The organism is Bacillus sp. FSL R5-0659 (assembly GCF_038008785.1).
Taxonomy (GTDB): Bacteria; Bacillota; Bacilli; order Bacillales; family Bacillaceae; genus Bacillus; species Bacillus safensis.
Genome location: NZ_JBBOZU010000001.1, coordinates 2,408,839 through 2,434,405 on the forward strand (window position 1 = coordinate 2,408,839; position 25,567 = coordinate 2,434,405).

The window sequence follows — 25,567 nt, forward strand, 5'->3', positions numbered from 1 at the left end:
TTATTATTTATAATGATTATAACATATATTCATTTTTAACTGGATAAAAATTGTGAACAGATTTCAAAAATGTTGTGATATAGTAGAAAAATGTTCGACACCGTTTATGCCATATCATCACTTCAAGCAATTTACCAGATTTGGCGCGTGCGGACAAATGATCTGCTTAAAAGAAGGTGACATCTTTGAAGAAGAAATCCATTTTGCTGCCGCTTACTTTACTGGCTGTAGCGCTATATGCCATTCTCTCGGGAGGTCAATTTGACATTTGGAAGGATCAAGAGAAATGGTATACACTTGTACTGCTTTTTGGCCTCGCTTTTTTATATCAAGGAAAGAAGGAGCAAGAAAGCGCTCATGTGTTTATCGGTATGCTTATGACAGGCCTTTCGCTACACTTTATTCTTCAGCCTAAATTGGACCACTGGCCAGACACATTTACAATGATTGTATTCATCGTAGGACTTGCACTCTTTGTGAAATCATCTCAGAAGAAAGAATATCGTATTGAAAGTGTTGTGCTGATCGCACTCGGTCTGTTCCTTTATTTCTTTCAGCAAATTACAAAACAGCTAAGTTCCCTTTCGATCCCTACTTCCGGCTTTGAATTGTACTGGCCTTATGTACTGATTGCTGTCAGTCTCCTCTTATTATTTTTAAATAGGAAATAACTTATACAATAAAAAAGCATCTGCTCATCGCAGATGCCTTCAGCGAGAAGACAAACCCTCGCATTCGGTGTCAGTCCTGCGTGCTGGTGCTCACGAATATCAAATTCGCTCCGCGCCAGTACTCGTCCTTTCTAGACTTCAAGGGTTTTCATCTCACGCTGAAAAGAAAACTAATGTAAAAAAGCATCTGCTCATCGCAGATGCTTTTTTTAGCCGTTTACTTTCGCAAGGATCGCATTCCAGGCTTCATCTTTTCCTTTTTTTGTTTCAGAAGAGAATAAGATGAGTTCATCTGATGGGTCAATGTCGAGCGTCTGTTTGACGACTTTCGCATGTTTTTCCCATTTGCCTTTTGGAATTTTATCCGCTTTTGTAGCGATGACGATCACGGGAACTCCGTAATATTTAAGGAATTCATACATGTTCACATCATCTACTGATGGCTTATGACGCAGGTCCACAATTTGGACAACTGCTTTTAATTCTTCACGCATTGTAATATACGTTTCGATCATTCTACCCCAGGCTTCGCGCTCTGTTTTTGATACTTTGGCAAAGCCGTAGCCCGGAACGTCCACAAAATGGAGCATATCATTAATAATGTAGAAATTAAGCGTCTGTGTCTTACCTGGTTTAGAAGACGTACGCGCTAAATTTTTACGATTAATCAATGAGTTGATGAACGAGGACTTTCCAACATTTGATCGTCCAGCAAGCGCGATTTCAGGCAGTCCGCCGCTGGGGTACTGCTCTGGTTTCACCGCACTAATGACGATATCTGATTTTGTTACTTTCATCTTCCCTCTCCTACCAACGCTTTCTCAAGCACCTCATCTAAATGTGAGACCGGAATAAAGGTTAGTCCTTCTCTCACACTTTCAGGAATATCATCAATATCCTTCTCATTGTCCTTTGGAAGAATAATGGTTTTCAATCCTGCACGATGTGCGCCTAATGCTTTTTCTTTTAGTCCGCCAATTGGAAGCACTCTTCCTCTTAACGTTATCTCTCCTGTCATACCAACCTCTTTTGATACAGGACGTCCTGTGAGTGCTGATACAAGAGCCGTCGCAATGGTGATACCAGCTGATGGCCCGTCCTTTGGAACCGCACCCTCTGGAACATGGATATGAATATCGTGCTTTTCATTAAAATTAGGATCAATGTTCAGTTCATCTGCTTTGGAACGAATATAACTGAATGCCGCCTGTGCAGATTCTCTCATGACATCACCAAGCTTACCTGTTAACAAGAGCTTGCCTTTACCAGGCGAGAGTGATACCTCAATTGATAGGGTGTCTCCGCCAACTGTCGTATACGCAAGTCCTGTAACAACCCCCACTTGGTCTGTTGTTTCAGCCTGACCATAACGGTAAAGTCTTTTTCCAAGGAATTCAGATAAGTTCTTTTCCGTCACTGTGATGCGTTTTCGGTCTTCAGCCACAATCGCTCTTGCCGCTTTTCGGCAAATGGCCGCAAGCTGACGCTCTAACCCGCGAACTCCTGCTTCTCTTGTGTAATAGCGAATCATATCATAAATCGCTGCTTCACGAAGCTGCAAGTTCCCTTTCTTTAATCCGTGCTCCTTTAGCTGCTTCGGCAGAAGGTGATCTTTCACAATCTCTGCTTTTTCAACCTCTGTATACCCTGCAATCGTGATAATCTCCATTCTATCACGAAGTGGGCCCGGAATGGTTGCTAAATTGTTGGCAGTGGCAATAAATAACACTTGTGATAAATCAAATGTCTCTTCAATATAGTGATCGCTAAAGTTGTGATTTTGCTCTGGATCCAGCACTTCAAGCATCGCAGAAGACGGATCACCTCTAAAATCAGAGGACATCTTATCAATTTCATCTAAAAGAAACACCGGATTCATTGTGCCTGCCTTGCTCATCCCGCGAATGATGCGGCCTGGCATCGCGCCTACATACGTTCTTCTATGTCCACGAATCTCAGATTCATCACGCACACCGCCAAGAGAGATACGGATAAACTTTCGGTCAAGTGATTTAGCAATCGATTTGGCAAGTGACGTTTTCCCTACCCCAGGAGGTCCTGCTAAGCAAAGAATCGGTCCTTTTAATGAATTGGTCAGCTTTTGTACAGCAAGGTATTCAAGCACACGTTCTTTGACCTTTTCCAGCCCATGATGCTCATCATCTAAAATCTCACTTGCCAGCTTTAAATCTAGACGATCTTCTGTATAGATGCCCCATGGAAGATTGATCAGCCAATCAATATAATTTCGAATGACAGAGCTCTCCGCAGAGCTTGAAGGAATTTTTTCATAACGGTTCAATTCTTTTAGTGCCGTTTCACGAACAGAATCCGGCATGCTGGACTCTTCGATTTTAGACATTAATGAACTGACTTCGCCCGTTTTTCCTTCTTTGTCACCTAGCTCCTTTTGAATGGCTTTCATTTGTTCACGCAAATAATATTCTTTTTGCGTTCGTTCCATTGAACGTTTGACGCGCTGACCAATTTTCTTTTCAATCTCCAGCACTTCTTTTTCATTGTGGATTAAGCTGATGACACGGTTCAGACGTTTTTTAACATCCACTGTTTCCAGTACTTCTTGTTTGTCCTTTAATTTAAGCGGCAGGTGAGAAGCGACGATATCTGCCATTCTCCCCGGTTCCTCAATATCCGTCACCGTTGCATATGTTTCAGCTGAGATTTTTTTTGAAATTTTTATGTACTGATCAAAGTGATCTAACAAAGTGCGCATGAGTGCTTCTGCTTCTGCGTCCTTTAAATCTTCTTCTGCCAACTCTTTAATATCGACGGACGTATAGTCCTCAAGCTCCACATATGATTCGATCTGCGCTCGATTTAAGCCCTCTACGAGTACACGAATCGTTCCATTCGGCAGCTTCAACATTTGTTTAATTTTTGTGTAGGTGCCGACTTTGAAAATTTCCTCTTCACCTGGTTCATCTATTGAAATTTCCCGCTGTGTTGCTAGAAAAATCATATGATCGTTCATCATCGCCTGTTCTAATGCTTGAACAGACTTCTCGCGTCCAACGTCCAAATGCAAGACCATTGTTGGATAAACAAGCAAGCCTCGCAATGGGAGGAGCGGAACATTCTTTTTGATTTCATCTGCCATGTTGATTGACACCTCCGTCACTAGTATGAATCATTATAATATACCTGTTTCAGTCTTGTACAATGTAAAAGACTTGAGAAATGATGATCTTACCGTAGTATACCCTTTCTTTTTATCTTGAAAAAGAAAAAAAGATCTATTTCACTAAAAAATCCCCATATGTGATGGGGATTAAACAGATTTTCTTTTCATTTCCTCTTCTAGTCCATCTTTCTTCTCGTCTGGCGGGTTGACCAAACACTGATCCAGCACCTCTTGGAAGTGCTTCACAGGCACAATGGTGACGCCTTCAATCTCTTTTAAGATCGACTGCTGGTTGTCATAAGGAATAATCACGGTTGTGGCACCAGCTTGTTTCGCCGCTTTAATCTTCGGTATCACACCGCCGATCGGCTTCACCTGACCCTGCAATCCGATTTCACCTGTCATTGCTGTCAGATGATCAATCGGGATTTGATGAATGGCAGAGAAAATCGCCGCCGCCATGGCAATCCCAGCAGACGGTCCATCAATCGGGGCACCGCCTGGGAAATTAATATGGATGTCATATTCATTTGTCCGTATGCCTAAGTTTCTCAGCACTGTTAATACATTTTCAACAGACCCTTTGGCCATACTTTTTCGTCTAATGGATTTAGACTGACTGCCAATGCTTTCTTCTTCTGCAATGCCTGTAATGTTGATACTGCCTTTTTCAAGCGCCTTACATATGTTCACTTCAATCTCAAGCAACGCGCCGCTGTTTGGTCCGTAGACAGCCAGACCATTCACTACCCCGACTTTTGGCTTTTCCGGTACTTTTTGTTCATATCTTGGTGTCAGCTGACTTGAATGAATGACCCACTCGACATCTTCGATCGTGATGTCTTTTCGGTTTTCTGTGACGGCCATTCCAGCGGCGATCTGCACCATATTGACTGCTTCACGACCATTTTTCACATAGGAGGTTAACAGGTTCAGCCCTTCATCACTTAATTCCTTTTGGATTTTTTGGACAGCCTTAGCAGCAACAATTTTTAGTTCATGCTGGTCAAGGTCCTTAAAGAAAATTTCCAAACACCTTGAGCGAATAGCCGGTGGAATTTCTTCAGGTGTTCTTGTCGTAGCACCAATCAACCGGAAATCAGCCGGAAGCCCATTTTGAAAAATATCGTGGATGTGATTCGGAATTTGGGTGTTTTCCTCACTGTAGTAGGCACTGTCTAAAAATACTTTCCGATCTTCAAGGACTTTCAGCATTTTGTTCATTTGGATCGGATGCAGTTCACCAATTTCATCAATAAACAGAACCCCGCCATGAGCATGCGTAACGGCTCCTTGTTTTGGCTGCGGAATGCCTGCCTGTCCCATCGCTCCCGCCCCTTGGTAAATCGGGTCATGCACGGAACCAATGAGTGGGTCTGCGATGCCCCGTTCATCGAATCTTGCGGTTGTGGCATCGAGCTCCACAAATACCGCATCTTTCTTAAACGGTGAATCAGCATGACGCTTCGCTTCTTCCATGACAAGACGGGCAGCGGCTGTTTTTCCAACTCCCGGTGGGCCGTAGACAATGACATGCTGAGGATTTGGTCCGCAAAGCGCTGCTTTTAGAGCACGAATGCCGTCTTCCTGCCCTACAATATCTTGAAATCCCTTTGGCCGGACTCTCTCTGATAAAGGCTCACTCAGCTTGATTGAGCGCATCTTTCTGAGTGCTTCCATTTCTTTCTTTGATTCTTTGTCTATCGTCACCTTTTGTGTGCGCTGATTTCGCAGTAAGTTCCAAAAGTACAGCCCGATGACGATACCAAAGAACAGCTGTATAAATAATACGATTCCTGTCCAGCTCAATCGGTGCTCCCTCCTTCATCTATCGTATGTATTGGTTTCTGTCTGCTAGTATTTCCTAGAGCTGGACGGAATAAACACGTCTTCCACGATAAATAAAAAACTCCTGAATCAAAATGATTCAGGAGTGAGACTTCTCTTATGCAGATGTTTTTGTATCTTTGTTGACGACTGTGCCATCTTTTAACACAAGACGCGGCGGCTCACCATCAGCAACCGTTGCTCCAGTGATGACACATTTTTCAATATCATCACGAGATGGAAGGTCAAACATCACATCAAGCATGATGCCTTCAATGATCGAGCGAAGACCACGAGCTCCTGTTTTACGCTCAATTGCTTTTTTCGCAATTTCGCTAAGAGCATCTTCTTCAAATTCAAGCTCTACATCGTCAAGCTCAAGCATTTTTGTATATTGCTTAACGAGCGCATTTTTAGGCTTCGTCAAGATTTCTACAAGTGCTTTTTCATCTAACGGCTCTAGGCTTGCAATAACCGGTAGACGACCGATGAATTCTGGAATTAAACCGAAGCGAAGCAAGTCTTCTGGCAGTACTTTTGATAGAAGGACTTCTTTTTCAAGATCTTCGACTTTATTTTCCGCACCGAATCCAATTACTTTTTGACCTAAGCGGCGTTTGATGATTTGCTCAATGCCGTCAAAGGCTCCACCACAAATAAAGAGGATATTTGTTGTATCGATTTGAATGAATTCTTGATGAGGATGCTTACGTCCACCTTGAGGCGGTACACTAGCAACTGTTCCTTCAAGAATTTTCAAAAGGGCTTGCTGGACACCTTCCCCAGATACATCACGAGTGATAGAAGGGTTTTCTGATTTTCTTGCTACTTTATCGATCTCATCGATGTAGATAATGCCTTTTTCCGCTTTTTCTACATCATAATCCGCTGCCTGGATCAGCTTTAGTAAAATATTCTCTACGTCTTCACCAACATAACCTGCTTCAGTTAATGATGTTGCATCTGCGATCGCAAATGGAACATTTAAAATACGAGCAAGTGTTTGAGCAAGTAATGTTTTACCGCTTCCTGTTGGTCCAATCATAGAAATATTACTTTTCGAAAGCTCAACATCATCAATCTTGCTGTTGGAATTGATCCGTTTGTAATGGTTATAAACCGCTACAGCTAAGGATTTTTTCGCATTGTCTTGTCCGATGACATATTCATCAAGAATCTCCCGAATTTCATGAGGCTTCGGAACATCCTTGAATTCAACTTCTTCCTCTGTGCCGAGCTCTTCTTCAACTATTTCCGTGCAAAGCTCGATACATTCATCACATATATATACGCCAGGTCCTGCGACCAGTTTACGCACTTGATCTTGCGTTTTTCCGCAAAACGAGCATTTTAATTGACCTTTTTCCTCGTTGAATTTAAACATTCTTTCACCCCTTATTCTTCTTCACTTGCCTGTAGCTAACAGTCAGCTACCTTTCTGGGTCCAGTATGTATGCATTTTACCATACTTTCCTAAAAGACGGTAACGATGTGTTTCTAACACTGCACATTGAGATATGTATGACAGAAAGATGCGACTTACACTATCGTTTCCAAAAGAAGCGATGATAAGTCAAAAATTGTACAAAACAAGGCACGAGTCACTCGCGCCCTGTTTTATTATTATGCACCATATTAACGGTTTTCTACAAGAAAATCAATTGCTTTACGAACTTTTAGATCTTCTTTCATTGCTTCAGTAGATCCGATCGCTTGTTTGATATTTTCAATTGGCATGTTGTATGCTTCAGCCATTTTTGAAAGTTCTTCTTCCACTTCTTCGTCAGACACTTGTAAGTTTTCTGCAGCAGCAATTGCTTCAAGTGTTAGGTTAGATTTTACGCGTTTAGCAGCATCTTCTTTCATTTGCTCTTTAAGCGCATCTTCATCTTGTCCAGAGAATTGGAAGTAAAGCTCAAGGTTCATTCCTTGCATTTGAAGACGTTGTTCGAATTCTTTCATCATGCGGTCTAGCTCTGTGTCAACCATCGCTTGTGGGATGTCGACTTCCGCATTTTCAGAAGCTTTCGCAACTAGCTCTTCACGAAGTTTTCCTTCTGCTTCGTTTTCTTTTGCTTCTTCAAGACGTTTCTTCGTTTTTTCAGTTAACTCAGCAAGTGTTTCTACTTCTTCATCAACATCTTTAGCGAACTCATCGTCAAGTGCTGGAAGTTCTTTTGCTTTGATTTCATGAATTTTCACTTTGAATACAGCTGGTTTACCTGCAAGGTCTTCAGCATGGTATTCTTCTGGGAATGTAACTTCTACGTCTTTTTCAGCGCCAGCTTCAAGACCAACTAATTGCTCTTCGAACCCAGGGATGAATGAACCAGAACCTACTTCAAGAGAGTAGTTCTCAGCTTTTCCGCCTTCGAATGCTTCTCCATCAACGAATCCTTCGAAATCAAGAACAACTGTATCGCCGTTTTCGATTGCGCCCTCTTCTTTGACAACAAGCTCAGCTTGACGGTTTTGCATGCCTTTAAGCTCTTCTTGTACATCTTCATCAGTAACAGCTGTGTCGTCTTTTTCTACGTTAAGACCTTTGTAGTCACCAAGTTTTACTTCAGGCTTCACTGTTACTTTTGCAGTGAAGATTAAGCTTTCGCCTTTTTCGATTTTCTCAACATCGATTTCAGGGCGGTCAACTGGCTCGATACCAGCTTCGTCGATTGCTTTTGGATATTCAACTGGAAGAAGAATATCTAATGCATCTTGATAAAGAGATTCTACACCAAAACGCTGCTCGAAAAGACCACGTGGTACTTTCCCTTTACGGAATCCAGGGATTGATACTTGCTTAACCACTTTCTTAAATGCATCATCAAGTGCTTTGTTAAATGTTTCAGCGTCAACTTCTACAGTTAGAACGCCTTCGTTACCTTCTTGTTTTTCCCATTTTACTGACATGTGTGTTTCCCTCCAAAAATCTATTCAGATTGTGCGTTGCTCCATTCTAAAGCATCATAAAGACTTCGTCCAATCAAAAACCACGCACTCCGCTAAGAAGCTTGCATTATGTATACAACATTTGACTTGATTATACATATCGTCTTTCAACCGTTGGAATCTGACAACTGCACTATATATGCACAAATACAACCATTATATTATAACATAACAAGTCCGTCTTTCAACTAAATCGACAAATTACAAATAAGAAATTTCTTCAATATCTTTCAGCATTGTGCAAGCTTCTCTCAGCTCTCGTTCGTTAAATTCATACAATAGATGCAATTCTTCGAGTTCAATCTCGATCCCATGCATTTCATAGCCGACTTTATGAAGTGCCGCTGCCCAAAGACTCGGATCTGTGTACTTAGGAAGAAATGGATACAGCACAAATAAGTGCCGGCGCCATAGCTCTTCCACGCCTTGGTAAAGGGTTGGGTTCTCATTGCCGAGCGTGTCATCGAGCATACGAAGGACTTGCTGAAGAAGCGGCATCTGCTCTGGCTTTACAGCCTCAGAAGGAATAAGTGTTAAAGAATCACCGAATTTTGTCACATGAACCGGCTTTGCCACATCATGATCTGCCAGAAGCTGCAGGATCATTGATTTGACCAAAGGGTTCCCATCAGGATTTTGTAAGATTGTATTTAATAGACCCATATGCGGTTTAATATTCCGGTCTTTCAATGAATGGATGAACTGAACCTGTTCTTCCGGCCGCTTCAGCATGTCATCTATGTTGACCTCACTTCCGGCGTCCTCATCTTCATTTAAAATCTCTTCAGGTGATTCAATCATTTTTCTACTAAATTCGAGCAGCTTGTAAAAATGCTCCGCGCTTTCTGCCGGAAGATGGTTTTCCTCGAGCACAGCCTCAATTGTCTGTTTAACTTCTTCATATTCTTTCAGCTGAATTAAGATCGTCATATACACTTGGAGCACAGTGAAATAGTGGCCATATCCTTCATGCAGCATTTTTTCACAAACACGCTTTGCATCCTGCAGCTCACCCAGCTCCAGAAAACAAATTGCCATTCCGAGGTGAATATCGGATTCTTCATCGTCATCATACGATTTTGCTTCTGAAAACAAGTGAAGCGCCTCTTGATACTGTTTATCTTTTAATGCTGCCATTCCTTTTTCAATCAGTCTTTCTTTCAGACCAGGAAACAAAATGACATTATCTTTCTTCTTGTCATGCTTCATGCTTACGTTCCTTTCGGGCGCATATTTTTTATCAGTTTACCAACGAAGATTAGTAAACACAAGTAACGAGAGGTTTTCATGCAAAAAAGAAGCCGTCACACCTCGGGCGGACAGCTTCTCGTTGCTTAAGCGCGCAGCCAGTTGCTACGCTTTTCTTCAAATGCTTGAATGTCATCTTCTAGTAGTAATGTTAATGAAATCTCATCATAACCATTTAGGAGCATTTCTCTCCAGTGAGGGTCGACTTGAAAAGGGGTGATATTCCCTTCGTGATCTTCTATCTGCTGTTTTTCAAGATCAACCGTCATCTCATACCCTTTGTTCTCATATGATGCTGCGAAGGTTTTCCACACATCATAATCAAGGCGAATCGGAAGCATCCCATTTTTAAAGCAGTTTTGATGAAATATATCTGCGAATGATGGTGCGATGACAATTTTAAAGCCATAATCATCAAGCGCCCAAGGAGCATGTTCCCTAGATGATCCGCAGCCAAAGTTTTCTCCTGCGATCAAAATCGATGCTCCTTCATAGATCGGCTGATTCAGTTCGAAATCTGGATTTGGGCTGCCATCGGCTAAATAACGCCAGTCGAAAAAGGCAAAGCGGCCATATCCTGTTCGTTCGATTCTTTTTAAAAATTGCTTCGGAATAATTTGATCTGTATCTACATTGATACGGTTAAGCACAGCGGCTTTCCCTTTATGAGTGACTAAAGGCTCCATCTATGACAACTCCTTACACGACTGTTTTCTCTTGATTAAACTTCCTGACATCGACAAATCGGCCATGTATCGCAGCCATTGCAGCCATTGCCGGGCTGACAAGATGCGTTCTCGCACCCTTCCCTTGACGCCCTTCAAAGTTACGGTTTGATGTGGACGCGCAGCGTTCGCCCTCCGGTACCACATCGTTATTCATACTAAGGCACATACTGCAGCCTGATTCTCTCCATTCAAATCCTGCTTCAAGGAAGATTTCATGAAGACCTTCTTTTTCTGCTTGCAATTTGACACTTTGAGAGCCAGGCACCACAATCGCTCTGACATGATCTGCTACTTTTTGTCCTTCAATCATAGAAGCGGCTTGGCGTAAATCAGTCATTCTTGAGTTCGTACATGAGCCGATAAAGACATGCTCAATCGTAATATCTTCTATACGCTGATGCGGATGGACTCCCATGTATTCGTAAGCACGAATCGCTTCTTTTTGATCATCTTCTTGTGCAAAGTCCTCAGGTCCTGGAATTGATGCATCCACAGGCAGTACCATTCCTGGGTTAATTCCCCACGTAACCATTGGTGAAATCTTATTTCCATCTAACACAATGGTTTTATCGTAGGTTGCACCTGGATCTGTTCTAAGTTCTTCCCATTCTTTAATAGCTGCTTCGAAATCCTCGCCCTGCGGTGCATATTTGCGGCCGCGGCAATATTCGAAGGTGACTTCATCAGGTGCAATCAATCCTGCTCTCGCACCTGCTTCAATCGACATATTACAAACAGTCATCCGCTCATCCATCGTCATGTTTCTGAATACTTCCCCAGTGTATTCAATGACATAACCTGAACCGAACTTCACGCCGTGTGCACCAATGACGGCTAAAATGACATCTTTGGCGGTTACCCCTTTTTGAAGCTTTCCGTCTACTCTAATTTCTAGCGTTTTCGGACGCTGCTGCCAAAGTGTTTGTGTAGAAAGTACATGTTCAACCTCACTTGTACCGATCCCAAAGGCAAGTGCGCCAAACGCGCCGTGAGTTGATGTATGACTATCTCCACAAACGATTGTTTTCCCCGGAAGTGTCAATCCAAGCTCCGGTCCAACGACATGGACGATTCCCTGGTCAACACTGTGGAGATCAGCAAGACGAACGCCAAATTCCGCACAGTTGCGCTCTAAGGCACTCACTTGCTTTTTAGCAATCTCATCTTTAATCACAAATCGATTCACAGTTGGGATGTTGTGATCCATCGTCGCAAACGTGTTTTGAGGTCTTCTCACCTTACGCCCTTTTTGTCTTAATCCTTCAAATGCTTGAGGTGATGTCACTTCATGCACCAAGTGCAGATCAATATATAAAAGGTCTGGTTTCCCCTCGCCGCTTTTGACTATATGCTGATCCCATATTTTTTCGATGATTGTTCGAGGCATAACCCTTTTCCTCCCTCTATCTAATTCCACAAGATTCTATTTATACAATGGTTTGCACGCGCTGCTTGAGTGCGTCTACAACCGCATTAGTGATTTCTTCAGTCGTTTGATATGTTCCCTCTTTTGCTGCTAAATCTTTTGTTCGTTTGCCAGAGGCAAGAACAGCTTCCACAGCGTCTTCTATTGCAGCCGCTTCTTCTTCTAATGCAAAGGATGTTCTAAGCAAGCTTGCTGCTGATAAAATGGTTGCCAGAGGGTTTGCAACGTTTTGCCCCGCAATATCGGGTGCTGAACCATGAATTGGCTCATATAAATGAAGGCCTGTGCTTGATAAACTAGCAGATGGCAGCATGCCGAGTGATCCAGTAATCATCGAAGCTTCGTCACTTAAAATGTCGCCGAACATATTCTCAGTCACAATGACATCAAATTGAGCGGGCTTGTAAATCAGCTGCATGGCTGCATTGTCGACTAGCATATGCTCAAATTCAACTTCTGGATATTGAGAAGCAACTTCCTCTACTGCTTCACGCCATAGTTTACTAGAAGCAAGAACATTCGCTTTATCCACAGACGTCACTTTTTTCCGTCTCGTTAAGGCCATATCGAACGCTTCTTTTAATACGCGGACAATTTCTTCCTTTGTATAAAGGAGCGTATCAACGGCAGCTTCTTTTCCTTCATCATCTGTATAGCGTTCGCTTGGTTCACCAAAATAGAGGCCGCCTGTTAATTCACGAACGATGACGAAATCGACTCCGTTAATGTGATCCTGTTTTAACGGAGATGCCTCGCTTAAGCTATCGAACACCTTTACAGGGCGGATGTTAGCAAATAAGTCCAGCTGTTTACGAATGGCGAGCAAGCCTTTTTCCGGACGAAGCTCTGGCGGGTTTTGATCCCACTTTGGTCCGCCGACTGCTCCTAATAAAATCGCATCAGCGCTTTTGCATACATCTACTGTTTCCTTTGGAAGCGGGTTGTTTTTTTCATCTATTGCGATACCGCCAATGAGCGCAGTTTCAAATTCGAATTCGTGCTGAAATTGAGCCGCTGTCTCTTGAAGGACAGCGACTGCAGATGTCACGACTTCCGGTCCGATTCCATCGCCGGGCAAAAGTGCAATTTTCTTTTTCATGAGAACCTTCCTCCTTTCCTATGAGATCGCGTGATGTTTCTCAATTTCAATTAGATTTGATTTGAAGATTAAATGTCTGTTCACTGCATTGACGTAAGCTTTCGCCGATGCTTCAAGCACATCTTGCGCTACACCACGTCCTGCTGTTTCTTTTCCTTCTATTGAAACAGTGACATATACTTCTGCTAGTGCATCTCTGCCTTTTCCATTTGATTGAATGCGGTAGTCCAGCAAATGAATTCTTTCTTCCATACAGCGCTCAAGCGTGTTGTACACAGCTTCTACACTGCCTGCACCTGTAGCTGCTTCTTGAATGACTGCCTGTGTTTCTTGGTTTTTCAGAGAAACTGTTGCTGTTGGCATTTGTTCTGTTCCATAATGCACTTGCAGACTTTCAAATTCGTAGCCAATTTTTCGATCTGCTACTTTTTCTTCTAATATAATAGAGATCAAATCATCATCTGTAATTTCTTTCTTCTTCTCTGTCAAGTTCTTGAAAGTCTCAAAGAATTTATTGATTTCGTCTTCCGTTAGTTTAAAGCCTAGTGTTTTCATGCGGTCTTTAAACGCGTGTCTTCCGGAGTGTTTTCCAAGGACAAGCACATCTGTTGTCACACCGACAAGCTCTGGAGAAATAATTTCATAGGTTGTTTTTTCTTTGAGGAAACCATCTTGGTGAATACCTGATTCATGTGCAAAAGCGTTGTTTCCAACGACTGCTTTATTACGCGGCACAATCATTCCTGAGTATTTGCTCACTACATCACTTGTACGCTTAATTTCATTCAATTGAATCGTTGATTCGACCTGGTAAAAGTCTTTTCGAATATGAAGAGCTACTGCAATTTCTTCTAACGCGGCATTTCCAGCGCGCTCGCCAATTCCGTTGACAGCCGTTTCAATTTGATCTGCTCCATTTTCAATGGCAGCAAGTGAGTTTGCCACAGCCATTCCTAGATCATCGTGACAGTGAGCGGACAAGTTAACGCGGTCGATATTTGGAACGTGTTCCTTCATATATTTAAAGATATTCCCGTACTCTTTTGGCGCTAGGTATCCAACTGTATCTGGCAAGTTAATGACACTCGCCCCAGCGTCAATGACCTTTTCTACAATTTCTGCCAAGAAAGCAAGATCTGTACGGCACGCATCTTCTGCTGACCATTGGACAACTGGAAAACGTTCTTTCGCATATTTCACCATTGCGACAGCCTGTTCTACGACTTCTTCACGTGTTTTCTTTAGTTTATGCTTCAGGTGAATGTCAGAAGTAGCAATAAAGACATGAAGCCTTGGCTCCACTCCATCTTTTAATGCTTCCCATGCAGCATCAATGTCACCTTTCACACATCGTGCAAGACCAGCAACAGAACAGTTTTTAATCGTTCTTGCTATTTCTTGTACGCCTAAGAAATCCCCTCGGGATGAAGCGGGAAAACCCGCTTCAATGATATTAACCCCAAGGCGCTCAAGCTGCTTTGCAATAATTAGCTTTTCTTGTGCATTTAAGTTCACTCCTGGTGATTGCTCTCCATCTCGAAGTGTTGTGTCAAAAAAATTAATTTTCCGCACCGACGCTCACCGCTTCCTTTTTCTTTCCTTGTTTAACGAAAGGCATCATTTCACGAAGCTTTCTACCAACGATTTCAATTTGGTGCTCATTTTCATTTGCATTGATTGCATTGAAACGTGGACGATTCACTTGGTTTTCAACGATCCATTCTTTTGCAAAAGTTCCGTTTTGGATATCAGTCAAAACAGCTTTCATCGATTCTTTTACTTTTGCATCTACAACGCGTGGTCCTGATACGAAGTCACCCCATTGTGCTGTATCAGAGATTGAATATCTCATGCCTTCTAATCCTTCTTCATACATAAGGTCAACGATTAATTTAAGTTCATGTAGACACTCGAAATATGCAAGCTCTGGCTGATAACCAGCTTCTGTTAACGTTTCGAATCCTGCTTTTACTAGTGAAGTAAGACCTCCACAAAGAACTGCCTGCTCACCGAAAAGATCCGTTTCTGTTTCTTCTTTAAATGTTGTTTCAAGAACGCCCGCTCTTGCTCCGCCGATCGCTTTCGCATAAGCAAGTGCTTTGTCTTTCGCTTGACCAGATACATCTTGATAGATAGCAAATAGGGCAGGTACACCAGCGCCTTGCTCATATGTTCTTCTCACAAGATGTCCTGGACCTTTTGGAGCTACAAGATACACATCTACGTCACTTGGAGGAACAATTTGATGGAAGTGAACGTTAAATCCGTGTGCGAATACAAGTGAGTTTCCAGCTTCTAATTGATCTTTGATTTCTTCATCATATACTTTCTTTTGCTGCTCATCTGGAAGTAGTACCATGACGACGTCTGCTTGTGCTGCTGCTTCTTTTACTGTGAATACTTGATGGCCGTCTTCTTGTGCTTTTGTATAAGATCCGCCTTTTCTCACGCCGACGATCACATCTACGCCGCTTTCTTTTAAGTTCAATGCATGTGCATGACCTTGTGAACCGTAACCAATGATTGCTACCTTTTGACCATTTAATACGTTTTCTTGAATATCACCGTTATAATATACTTTTACCATTTGACTCTCTCCTTTTGTTTAGACAATTGAAATTGTTTTATTTGTTTGCGGCTTTTGCTGATTATCTCTCGCAAAGGCCGTGGTGCCAGTTCTGGCGACTTCTTTAATGCCGTATGGCTTAAGTAATTCAATGAGTGCTTCAATTTTTGAAGACTCACCTGTCACCTGAATGACGACACTCTCTCTGCTCACATCTACAATAGAAGCTCTAAAAGGTTCAATGACCCCCGTGATCTCCATTCTAGATGCTGGTGCAGATACGACTTTTATCAAAGCCAGCTCTCGCTGAACGATTGATTGGTTTGTAATGTCTGTTACTTTCAGAACATCGATTTGTTTGTTCAGCTGTTTTGTCAGCTGTTCGATGTCTTTCTCTTGGTCTACATGGACGACGAACGTGATGCGTGATACATCTTGAATCTCAGAATGGCCGACCGTAATGCTTTCAATGTTGTAATGTCTTTTGGTAAAGAGGCCTGTGATTCTGTTCAGTACGCCTGATCGATTTAATACAGTCAACACAATAATTCTTTTCAAGGTTTCACCCCCACCATCTCATGAAGTCCTTTCCCCGGTGCTACCATCGGGAATACTTTTTCATCTCTCGCTACATTGACATCGATGAAAACAGGCTCTCTAGAGGTTAAGGCTTCTTCGAGTTTTTCTTTCGCCTCTTCGTCTGATGAGATTCTGATTCCTTTAATGCCATAAGCTTCAGATAATTTTACGAAGTCTGGCTGCTCTGAAAATTTAGAATGTGAGTAGCGTTCTTCGTAGAAAATTTCTTGCCATTGTCTTACCATTCCAAGGCTGTGATTATTGAGTACAATCACTTTGACTGGAAGGTTCAGCTCACGGATAACGGCAAGTTCTTGCAGGGTCATTTGGAAACCTCCGTCTCCTAAAATCGCTACAACGGTTGCCTCTTGATCAGCTAGCTGAGCGCCAATGGCTGCTGGTAATCCGAAGCCCATTGTGCCAAGTCCTCCAGATGTGACCCACTTATCTGCATTTTCAAATGGATAGAACTGTGCCGCCCACATTTGATGCTGTCCGACATCAGTTGCGACAATGGCTTCACCTTTTGTGAATTGATGAATGTATTCAATCAGCTTTTGAGGTTTAAAACCTTCAGCTTCGTTTTCAACGTACCAGAGTGGATATTCTTCCTTCCACTGATCTAATTGATTTTTCCATTCGTCTGATTCCCCTTGCTTCCCGTCTTGCTTGATCAGCTCTTCAAGAACGAGCTTACTGTCTCCAACAACCGGGATATGGGTATGAATGTTCTTGCCAATTTCCGCTGGGTCGATGTCAATATGAGCGACCTTCGCATGTTTTGCAAAATGATTGAGGTTGCCTGTTACCCTGTCATCAAATCTTGCTCCGATTGAAATGAGCAGGTCACATTGATGAAGAGCCATGTTCGCTGCATATGTGCCATGCATACCTGCCATCCCTAGGAAAAGAGGGTGCTTTGCCGGGAATCCGCCAAGTCCAAGCAATGTATGAGCGACTGGGATTTGCTGCTGCTCTACATACTGTCTTAATTCTTCAGATGCTTTGCCATGAAGAACGCCGGCTCCTGCTAGAATGACTGGTTTTTTCGCTCTGCTGACAGCTTCTACTAATTTGCGAATTTGCAAATAGTTCGGCTCTACTTTTGGCTGATAACCAGGTAAATCAATTGGCTGGTCATATTCAAAGGTTCCTTCAATGCCTGCGACATCTTTTGGAATATCAATCAAGACTGGGCCAGGTCTGCCTGTTGTTGCGATATGGAATGCCTCTTTAATAACACCAGGTAACTCCTCTGGATTTCTTACCTGGTAGCTGTGCTTTGTAATTGGCATTGTGATGCCGAGTACATCTGCTTCTTGGAAAGCATCCGATCCAATGACTGACGTTGCCACCTGCCCTGTGAATACAACTAAGGGAAGTGAATCAATCATCGCATCTGCAATTCCTGTCACAAGATTTGTCGCTCCAGGCCCTGATGTTGCAATGACAACACCTGGTTTACCAGATACTCTTGCGTATCCTTCTGCTGCGTGAATCGCTCCCTGCTCATGTCTTGGCAGGACATGAAATAAACCAGAATCGTAAATTTTATCGTAGATTGGCAAAACTGCTCCGCCTGGATAGCCGAAAATGACTTCTACTTTTTCTCTTTTGAGTGCTTCAATTAACATGAGTGCACCGTTCATCGTTTGTGGCGCTTTTGATTTTTCCGTCTCCATTTGTACATTTGTCCCCATTTGATTTCCTCCTCTTTGTCTTGCTTCAGTCAAGTCCTTTCACCCTTTTCCATTCAAGATAGAGATATGAGACCATATAAAAAAGCCTTCTCACCCCACAATGACACTACTTTTCACTAGGTCAAAGGGGCGAAAAAGCTTTGTTTTTCGCGGTACCACCCTTGTTCACGGCAAACCTTGCTGCCGTCTCATGGACATCTTTCGTCCATTTTGGTAACGAGTGAGCAATGTCACTCGGCCTGCCCTACTATCATTTCAAACAGACACTCAGAGGTGAGTTCACTTTAGAAAGTAACACCGGTTTCCAGCTAGCACCGGCTCTCTGTAGATACTGACTCTAAAGCTACTAGTCCTCTTCAACGTTTATCGATATCTATTTAACTTGCATGAATGTTTTCATCTGTAAAAACGACTTTTTCTCCTTCTTCAACTACTCGCTTACGGAATTGTTCAAGAAGTTTGTTTGTGTGGAACCCAGGTTTCCCTTCACCGATTGTACGGCCGTCAACTTTTACAACGGCGATGACTTCGGCTGCGGTTCCTGTTAGAAATACTTCTTCTGCTGTATACACATCATGTCTTGTGAAAGGTTCTTCTTTCACTTCGTAGCCTAAGTCTTCTGCAATTTCCATGATGGCATTTCTTGTGATGCCTTCGAGTGCGCCGATATAACCTGGCGGTGTATAAAGCTTGCCTTTTTTATAAATAAACACGTTGTCTGCAGAACCTTCCGCCACGTACCCTTGATCGTTCAGCATCAGCGCTTCACTCACACCGGCCATATGGGCTTCGATTCGGACAAGAATGTTATTCAAATAATTTAATGATTTCACTTTTGGGCTAAGGACATCTGGACGATTTCGTCTTGTTGGAACCGTCACAATGTCAATACCCGTTTCATATAGGTGCTTTGGAAAAATGGCAAGCGGCTCTACAATGATCACTGTGTTGGCTCTCCCGCAGTTGTTAGGATCTAATCCAAGATCACCCGCTCCTCTTGAGACAACAAGGCGGATATAGGCATCCTTTAGGCCGTTCCTTTCAACTGTTTGAATCATTTTTTCCGTGAGTTCCTCAAGTGAATATGGAATGTTCAGCATAATGGATCTGGCGGAATCATACAGGCGGTCTAAATGTTCTTTCATTCGAAAGATATTTCCGTTATACACGCGAATCCCTTCGAAAACACCGTCGCCATATAAAAAGCCATGATCGTAAACTGAAATTTTCGCATCCTCTTTTTTCACGAGTTCATCGTTCAAAAAGATCCACTGTTCCTTTTGGTCTTCCATTTTCAGTGAGCACCCTCTCTTTCAAACAAAAAGTAGTTGAATTTTCAGACACTTTATTTTGAAGTGTCAATCGCTTGCACTGCGTGTTTGTTTAGCTTTTGTTGAACCCATCTTACGCCGCTTTCCATACAGTGTCAACAGCATTTTTAAAATTATTAGACAATTTAGACTAATCAAAATTAAATGTATACGCTTACACCTTTGCTAGACAAGGAATGAAAAAACTTAAAATTTTTTGTATTTTTTCTTCAATTTATTTACTTTACATGAACGCTTTTCTTTTGAGAAAACTTTTGTGATATTTTTTCACATGATTTTTGATGAATATTGTGAGATTTCAATGACTTTGTTTTTTCTTTTGGCATGCCTTTCTAAAGCGTTTTCCTATGAATTTATGATAGAATGAGAGCATCTAATAGAAGGAGGGCAATACATGGCTAACATCAGAGGTTATATCGGTACGTATACAAAGGGAGACAGTAAAGGCGTTTATACGTTTACATTAAATACGGACAAGCAGCAGATTGAGCAAGTAGAAGTCGCTGCTGAGCTTGAAAATCCTACATATTTAACCGTGTCAGAGGATCAAAAGTTTGTTTATGCTGTTGTGAAAAAAGGATCACAGGGCGGCCTTGCTGCGTATCAAATTGATTCAACAACAGGCAGACTTCACTTCATCAACCAAGAGCTTGCCGATGGAGCTTCTCCTTGTCACGTCAGCGTGGACAGTCAAACGAAAACGGCGTATACAGCAAACTATCATAAAGGGACAGCAGAGATGTATGAGATCGATGCTGAAAATGGCTCAGTGATCCGCACGCTCTCACAGGCGCAGCATGAAGGAACTGGCCCTAACGAAGATCGTCAGGAAAAGCCACACACCCACTTTATGGGTCTCACGCCAGATGAACAATTTGCTGTGGCAGTTGACCTTGGAACAGATGGAATTTATACGTATAAGAAAGAAGACGGCAAACTTGAGCTTGCTCATACATTTGAAACAAAACCAGGCAGCGGACCTCGTCATATCACATTCCACCCAACGAAACCTGTGGCATATGTTATGACAGAGCTAAGCTCAGAGGTCATTGTGCTTCGTTACTTTGAAGATGGTCATTTTGAAGAGATTCAAACAATCGCGACCATTCCAAGCGATTTTACAGAGAACAATCAAGGCAGTGCTATTCATGTCTCTTCAGACGGCCAATTTGTTTATGCAGGAAATCGCGGTCATGACAGCATTGCGATTTTTAAAGCAGACGATGACGGCCAATTAAGCCTAGTCGAGATTGCTTCTTCTGAAGGAAACTGGCCTAGAGATTTTGTGCTTGATCCAACAGAAGAATTCCTCGTCGGTTCAAACCAAGAATCTAGCAATCTCGTGTTATACAAACGCGACAAAGAAACGGGACGACTCACTGTTTTACAATCAGACATTACCGTCCCTCATCCAGTTTGCGTGAAATTTTTAGGATAAAAGAAAAAAGCCTCCAATAACGGAGGCTTCAGATTGTTGACAAAGGGCTAAAATGAAAATCATTTTAGCCCTTTGTCTTCTTTTCAGCGTGATAGAAAACCTTTGCAGTCTAGGAAGGACGAGCACCGGAGCGGAGCGAATTGAAACATTCGTGAGCACTGGAGCGCAGACCTGACAACGAATGCGAGGGTTTGTCTACACGCTAAAGCCTCTAATAACGGAGGCTTTTCTTTATGCAGACGGCATACCGCCATCCTCAAGCTTTTGATCAATCAAAGACGTATCGGTTTTTTCGCCGAACCATTTTGACAGCCTGTCTTTTGCTTTTCCTTTCACATCATCATCAATGTACATTGCTACTTGAAGCAGAGCAAATGTAATGGCTCCTAAATCATCTGTATAGCCGACACCAATCAATGTATCCGGAATGAGGTCAAGTGGAAGGATAAAGTAGCCGAGTGCTCCAATAATCAAGGTCTTTGCTTTGACAGGCACTTCGGGTTTTTGCAATGTATAGTAAAGTAATAGCACAGCATAGACAAGAGAGACACCAGCTTTTTGTGCCGTCTTTTTTAGCTTTTCCCAAAAGGCATGATCATTAAAATGCTTCTTCGAACGCTTTAATAGTTCTTTTTTCTCAGAACGATTCATCATATCGCCTCCATCTACAGCATAGCCCTTTTCCCTCAGTTATACAAGATATCCGCTGATTCGACAAACAAAAAGCAGCAGAAAGCTGCTGCATTCTACTGCTCTTTGTAAAACTTTTCAATTGCCTTATCGATGTACACCCATCCTTTATAAGACACATGAATCGTATCTTTAAAGAAATATGGATCGTACTCATGCTTAGTCAAATCTGCGACTTCATACCCATTATCTCGAATTTGACGATTGATTTTTTCATAATAACCTGTACGGCCTTCTTTCGGAAAACCAGTGTAATCATACCACTTTCCGTTGACAGGAATCGTTACAAACAAAGGCTTTGCCCCTGCCTGTTTTAAAATATCCAGCATGATTTGAAAATCTTTATATTCTGGTGATTCGGCATAAGAATGACCTTCACGGGAATCCTTCATCTTCTTCATGATCGGTTTCAGTTTGCGGTCAAACAGTTTTTGATTAATATAAAACGGGTTGTCCCCTGCTCTTTCCGCACCAAAAATGCTCGCTTCTTTTTCAAGCTCAGCCCATGTTTTTCCTTTGACTGAAGGAGACGGTTGAAGCTTGCGCTCATGCCCCGATCCAATCGTATAGTACATGTCTTTCTTTTGAAGCATACCATAATACATTTTCGCAATAGGAGAAATCGCGCCATAAGCGAACTTGTTTCCAGATAGCTCTGCTTTAAAAAGCTCTGTAATCACCATGTCGTTTTTGACTGCTTTAAACTTCATGATTCTTTTGATCAGCTCTTTTTTCACAGTTGGATCAATTTCTTTATTATAGGCGAGATTCAGCGCTTGAAGCGCTGAATAGTTAGGTGCAAAGTGATTCTCGTCAGATCCCCATTTCACAAACCACTGCGGGGACACGATAAATACAAGCTTCTTCCCTTTTAATTCATCCATATGCGCTGCAAAGTTCATCGCATGAATTAATGATTGCGATCCACCTTTTCCAATAAGATAAGGTGTAAACCCTTGAGGATTCTCATGAAAGAAATTCGAAGGGTGATATGGATCAAAACGTGATAGTTCAGAAGAACCATAGATCGGCAAATAAGTTGGATCTTTTAGCATTTCATCTTGTAAATAAAGCCCTTGAAACATCCCTGGATCTAATTCTGTGGCTGACTTTTGTAATTTGTCTTTTGGGATCAGGTGTGAGAGCCATGCATTTGGTACAAGAAGAACACCAATGAATAGAACAGCCGCTAAAATAAGCGGCCCAAAAAAACGCTTTTTCATTACTTCATCTCTGCCAGCTGCTCAGCAATATGATTCGGCGTATCCCACACATCACGATCGAATTCTGTAATCGGAACAGTGATTCCAAGTTGACTTTCAATTGCCATAAGCAGTTCTACTGTACCAAATGAATCAAGAAGACCTTCTTCAAAAATCGCAATCTCTGGATTTTCTTTCACAACGTCATCCTGACAAACCTCTGCAATAATACCGTATACTTGATTTTTAAATTCCATAATTTTCTACTCCCTTAATGATTAATGATGAAATGGTTTTCCTGAAAAAATATAAAATCCGAAACAAATCACATGGAATGTAATAATGATAGACACAACCATTGTGACCTTATTATCCGGCCACCACTTGTGCTTTTTATTCCATTTCTCAAATAAATTGTAACCGGACATGACAACTGCATGATATAGTCCGTAAATAATATATTGAAGGGCAAGACCATGCCAAGCACCCATCAATAGAAAGAGGACAAAGTACCCGATATTTGATACAGCCATACGGTTCTTGATCCACTTCTTTTTGGTCATAAAGAACACAAATCTCATAAACACGTAGTCTCTGAACCAGAAGGACAGGGACATGTGCCAGCGATTCCAGAAGTCTTTAATATTGCGGCTGATAAACGGTTTATTAAAGTTCTCTGGCGATTTAATGCCCATAATATAACTCACACCTACAGCAAATGCTGTATATCCAGCAAAGTCAAAGAACAAATACATGCTGTAAGCATACATATACGTTAACTGCTGAACAAAGTGACTGCTGCTAATGTGATGAATATTCATCAGAATATACGTGTGAATCAGATAACCAATAATGAACTTATATAAGAAGCCAATGAAAATTTTATGAATACCGGAATACAGAAGATCACTGTATGCTTCCTTTTCAGGCGGTGTATCCATATCTTTTTCAAATCGGCGGTAACGGTCAATCGGACCTGATGAAATCGTCGGGAAAAAGACAATGAAATAGACCAAACGATGAATCGGAATTTTCTTCTTAATCAAGCCGTCTCTTGTCTCGATAATTAACTGAACACCTTTAAATGTTAAGTACGAGATCCCCAAAAAGCTCAACCAGTTAATTGGCGCCGGTTGGTGCGGGTGATGAGTTAAAAAGAACGGTAATACCTTTGACAGCACAAGCGGCAAAATTGATGCCACCACTGCTGCATAGAAAACGGATGCCTGATTCGCCTTTAACCGGTATGCAAGGTACAGGCGAATGATTAAGACTTGCCACACCGTGAACAAGAAGAGCAGCAGTGCGCCATGTGCATCCTTTGAGAAAATAAGCGCGAGTGCCACAACCGTTGCAAACATGTTGTAGCCCTGCATTCTTTTGCCGCGAAGACCAAGAATGATCGTCGGCAAAAGAAGAATACCAATTAGAATGAAGAAAAAGAATGAACTAAACGGAATCATAGAAGAACCTCTTTCGCGATTCTCTTACGGTCAACCTTCCCGTTTGGCGTCATGTAAAGCTGCTCAAGATAGACAAACTTTCTTGGAATCATGTACGCTGGCAGTGAATCCGCCATTTCTTTCTTAATCGCACTTGTCAGCTGATACTCTTTTTCAAATGAATGAGCTGCTGGAACAATCGCTGCAATCAAGTACTCGACATGACCGTTTGGCTGGAATGGCACAATCACACAAGCATTGACATAGGTTGTCTCGCTTACATGATATTCAATTTCTTCAAGCTCCATCCGGTATCCATGAAGCTTAATTTGATAGTCGAGACGACCGTGGCACGTAATTAATCCATCCTGCGCCACACCTGCGTCACCTGTGCGGTAAGCAGGGCGTCCTTCGTATTCAAAGAACACTTTATCCGTTAAGGCTTGTTCACCTAAGTAGCCTCTCGTGACGCTTGGCCCCACGATGACAATTTCGCCTTTCTCACCATCAGAAAGTGTCTTGCCTTCTTCATCTAAAATGACGATATCTGTATCAGGTTTGGCATAGCCGACTGGTAAAGAATCGTGCTGATCAAGAATCTCCTGCGTGACTTCAATCGATGTGATCGCAACAGTTGCTTCAGTTGGACCATACGTATTAAAGACCTGCGCCTTTGGAAAACGCTCCAGAAGTGCACTTGCTACAGCTACAGGAAGCGCCTCACCGCAGAACAAGAAAACTTTCAGCTCTGGTAAAAGCTCTCCTGTAAAGGAAGGGTCCATTAAGCACATTTGCACAAAGGATGGTGTTGATGTCCACACTTCAACGTCAGATTGACCAAGTGCTGCAAACATATCCTTTGGCTTATTGACAAGATCTTTTACTAAACAGTAAAGCGTGCCGCCTGATTGAAGCGCTGGATAGAGATCCATCACTGATAAGTCAAAAGAAAATGGTGCTTGATTTAAGAATGTGCGTCCCTCACCAATTGGGAAGTCGCGGCACATCCACTCTGTAAAGCTTTCTAAATTATTGGCTGTTACCTGAACGCCTTTCGGTTTTCCGGTACTGCCAGACGTATAAATAATGTAGAAAACATCATCTTGTTGAACCCACTGCGTGGATGGCGGTGCTTCTTTTTCAAGTGCTAAAAGCGATGCCGCACTTTTCACTTCAATGTGCTCTTCTACATCTAATACATTCTGCTCATTTGCACATATCAATAGACTGGCTTTTGAGCTTTCAATGATTGAGACGATGCGCTCAACAGGTATTGAGATATCGACCGGAATATAAGGTCTGCCTGATTTCACACTGCCTAAGAAAGAAATCAGCATCTCTGGCTCCATATGACCGTAGACAATGACAGGTTCACTGCCAGCTGCGACCGCATCGATCGCACCAGCCATTTGGTCTGATAAATGCCAAAGCTCATCATATGTGATCGACGTCTGTTGAGAAACAAATGCTGGCTGTGTTGGTTTCGTTTGCTGGTATTCATGAATCGTGTGTAATAGTTTCATAGTTTA

21 protein-coding genes and 1 other annotated feature are annotated in these 25,567 nt (G+C 42.2%); of the genes, 2 read left to right on the plus strand and 19 right to left on the minus strand.

Annotated elements, in window-relative coordinates; genetic code table 11:
* Positions 1–185 precede the first annotated feature (185 nt).
* On the plus strand, positions 186–671 hold the full coding sequence (locus NSQ72_RS12375) for a hypothetical protein (protein ID WP_341084153.1): 486 nt from the start codon (positions 186–188) through the stop codon (positions 669–671).
* A 209-nt stretch (positions 672–880) separates the two neighbouring features.
* Here the strand turns inward: NSQ72_RS12375 and yihA are convergent, their stop codons facing one another.
* The 14 genes from yihA to ilvE form a co-directional block, all read right to left on the minus strand.
* The gene (gene yihA / locus NSQ72_RS12380; RefSeq protein ID WP_024423177.1) at positions 881–1,468 is read right to left on the minus strand and encodes a ribosome biogenesis GTP-binding protein YihA/YsxC; all 588 of its coding nucleotides are present in this window, start codon (positions 1,466–1,468) and stop codon (positions 881–883) included.
* A complete protein-coding gene (gene lon / locus NSQ72_RS12385; RefSeq protein ID WP_039180421.1) occupies positions 1,465–3,789 on the minus strand; it encodes an endopeptidase La in 2,325 nt (774 codons plus the stop codon). The genes yihA and lon overlap by 4 nt, the downstream gene beginning before the upstream one ends.
* Positions 3,790–3,960: 171 nt before the next feature.
* Positions 3,961–5,622 carry an ATP-dependent protease LonB gene (lonB, locus tag NSQ72_RS12390; protein ID WP_041086484.1) on the minus strand — a complete coding sequence of 554 codons (1,662 nt, stop codon included), beginning with the start codon at positions 5,620–5,622 and terminating at the stop codon, positions 3,961–3,963.
* 136 nt (positions 5,623–5,758) lie between these two features.
* Complete coding sequence (clpX, locus tag NSQ72_RS12395; protein WP_024423180.1) at positions 5,759–7,024, minus strand: ATP-dependent protease ATP-binding subunit ClpX; 1,266 nt, start codon at positions 7,022–7,024, stop codon at positions 5,759–5,761.
* A gap of 251 nt (positions 7,025–7,275) precedes the next feature.
* Positions 7,276–8,550, minus strand: a complete 1,275-nt coding sequence (tig, locus tag NSQ72_RS12400; protein WP_034279803.1) for a trigger factor — start codon at positions 8,548–8,550, stop codon at positions 7,276–7,278.
* Between the two features lie 240 nt (positions 8,551–8,790).
* Positions 8,791–9,798: a DNA damage checkpoint antagonist DdcA gene (gene ddcA / locus NSQ72_RS12405; RefSeq protein WP_064497857.1), complete on the minus strand. Its 1,008-nt coding sequence runs from the start codon at positions 9,796–9,798 to the stop codon at positions 8,791–8,793.
* Between the two features lie 125 nt (positions 9,799–9,923).
* On the minus strand, positions 9,924–10,523 hold the full coding sequence (gene leuD, locus NSQ72_RS12410; RefSeq protein ID WP_047202464.1) for a 3-isopropylmalate dehydratase small subunit: 600 nt from the start codon (positions 10,521–10,523) through the stop codon (positions 9,924–9,926).
* Positions 10,524–10,536: 13 nt separating this feature from the next.
* A complete protein-coding gene (gene leuC, locus NSQ72_RS12415; protein ID WP_039180431.1) occupies positions 10,537–11,952 on the minus strand; it encodes a 3-isopropylmalate dehydratase large subunit in 1,416 nt (471 codons plus the stop codon).
* A gap of 40 nt (positions 11,953–11,992) precedes the next feature.
* Entirely contained in the window at positions 11,993–13,090 is a 1,098-nt protein-coding gene (leuB, locus tag NSQ72_RS12420; protein WP_064497856.1) for a 3-isopropylmalate dehydrogenase, read from the minus strand.
* 18 nt (positions 13,091–13,108) lie between these two features.
* Complete coding sequence (locus NSQ72_RS12425; protein WP_039180437.1) at positions 13,109–14,662, minus strand: 2-isopropylmalate synthase; 1,554 nt, start codon at positions 14,660–14,662, stop codon at positions 13,109–13,111.
* Positions 14,649–15,677, minus strand: a complete 1,029-nt coding sequence (ilvC, locus tag NSQ72_RS12430) for a ketol-acid reductoisomerase (protein ID WP_024423187.1) — start codon at positions 15,675–15,677, stop codon at positions 14,649–14,651. Before ilvC ends, NSQ72_RS12425 begins: the two co-directional genes overlap by 14 nt.
* Before the next feature lie 18 nt (positions 15,678–15,695).
* Positions 15,696–16,214, minus strand: coding sequence for an acetolactate synthase small subunit (gene ilvN, locus NSQ72_RS12435; protein ID WP_007501584.1), 519 nt, complete (start codon positions 16,212–16,214; stop codon positions 15,696–15,698).
* Positions 16,211–17,935 carry an acetolactate synthase large subunit gene (gene ilvB, locus NSQ72_RS12440; RefSeq protein ID WP_025092480.1) on the minus strand — a complete coding sequence of 575 codons (1,725 nt, stop codon included), beginning with the start codon at positions 17,933–17,935 and terminating at the stop codon, positions 16,211–16,213. Before ilvB ends, ilvN begins: the two co-directional genes overlap by 4 nt.
* Positions 17,936–18,057: 122 nt before the next feature.
* Positions 18,058–18,304, minus strand: a binding site (T-box leader).
* Positions 18,305–18,312: 8 nt separating this feature from the next.
* On the minus strand, positions 18,313–19,227 hold the full coding sequence (gene ilvE, locus NSQ72_RS12445; protein WP_106025796.1) for a branched-chain-amino-acid transaminase: 915 nt from the start codon (positions 19,225–19,227) through the stop codon (positions 18,313–18,315).
* 433 nt (positions 19,228–19,660) lie between these two features.
* Here ilvE and NSQ72_RS12450 point away from each other — a divergent pair, with 433 nt between their 5' ends.
* Positions 19,661–20,704 (plus strand): lactonase family protein, encoded by a 1,044-nt coding sequence (locus NSQ72_RS12450; protein WP_034279790.1) that lies wholly within the window; start codon positions 19,661–19,663, stop codon positions 20,702–20,704.
* 231 nt (positions 20,705–20,935) lie between these two features.
* Here the strand turns inward: NSQ72_RS12450 and NSQ72_RS12455 are convergent, their stop codons facing one another.
* The 5 genes from NSQ72_RS12455 to dltA form a co-directional block, all read right to left on the minus strand.
* The gene (locus tag NSQ72_RS12455) at positions 20,936–21,355 is read right to left on the minus strand and encodes a YkvA family protein (protein ID WP_034279788.1); all 420 of its coding nucleotides are present in this window, start codon (positions 21,353–21,355) and stop codon (positions 20,936–20,938) included.
* A gap of 95 nt (positions 21,356–21,450) precedes the next feature.
* Positions 21,451–22,617 carry a D-alanyl-lipoteichoic acid biosynthesis protein DltD gene (dltD, locus tag NSQ72_RS12460; protein WP_039180447.1) on the minus strand — a complete coding sequence of 389 codons (1,167 nt, stop codon included), beginning with the start codon at positions 22,615–22,617 and terminating at the stop codon, positions 21,451–21,453.
* Complete coding sequence (gene dltC / locus NSQ72_RS12465) at positions 22,617–22,853, minus strand: D-alanine--poly(phosphoribitol) ligase subunit 2 (RefSeq protein WP_024423191.1); 237 nt, start codon at positions 22,851–22,853, stop codon at positions 22,617–22,619. The genes dltD and dltC overlap by 1 nt, the downstream gene beginning before the upstream one ends.
* A 21-nt stretch (positions 22,854–22,874) precedes the next feature.
* Positions 22,875–24,059 carry a D-alanyl-lipoteichoic acid biosynthesis protein DltB gene (gene dltB, locus NSQ72_RS12470; protein WP_039180449.1) on the minus strand — a complete coding sequence of 395 codons (1,185 nt, stop codon included), beginning with the start codon at positions 24,057–24,059 and terminating at the stop codon, positions 22,875–22,877.
* Entirely contained in the window at positions 24,056–25,561 is a 1,506-nt protein-coding gene (gene dltA / locus NSQ72_RS12475; protein WP_341084157.1) for a D-alanine--poly(phosphoribitol) ligase subunit DltA, read from the minus strand. Before dltA ends, dltB begins: the two co-directional genes overlap by 4 nt.
* Positions 25,562–25,567: the final 6 nt, after the last annotated feature.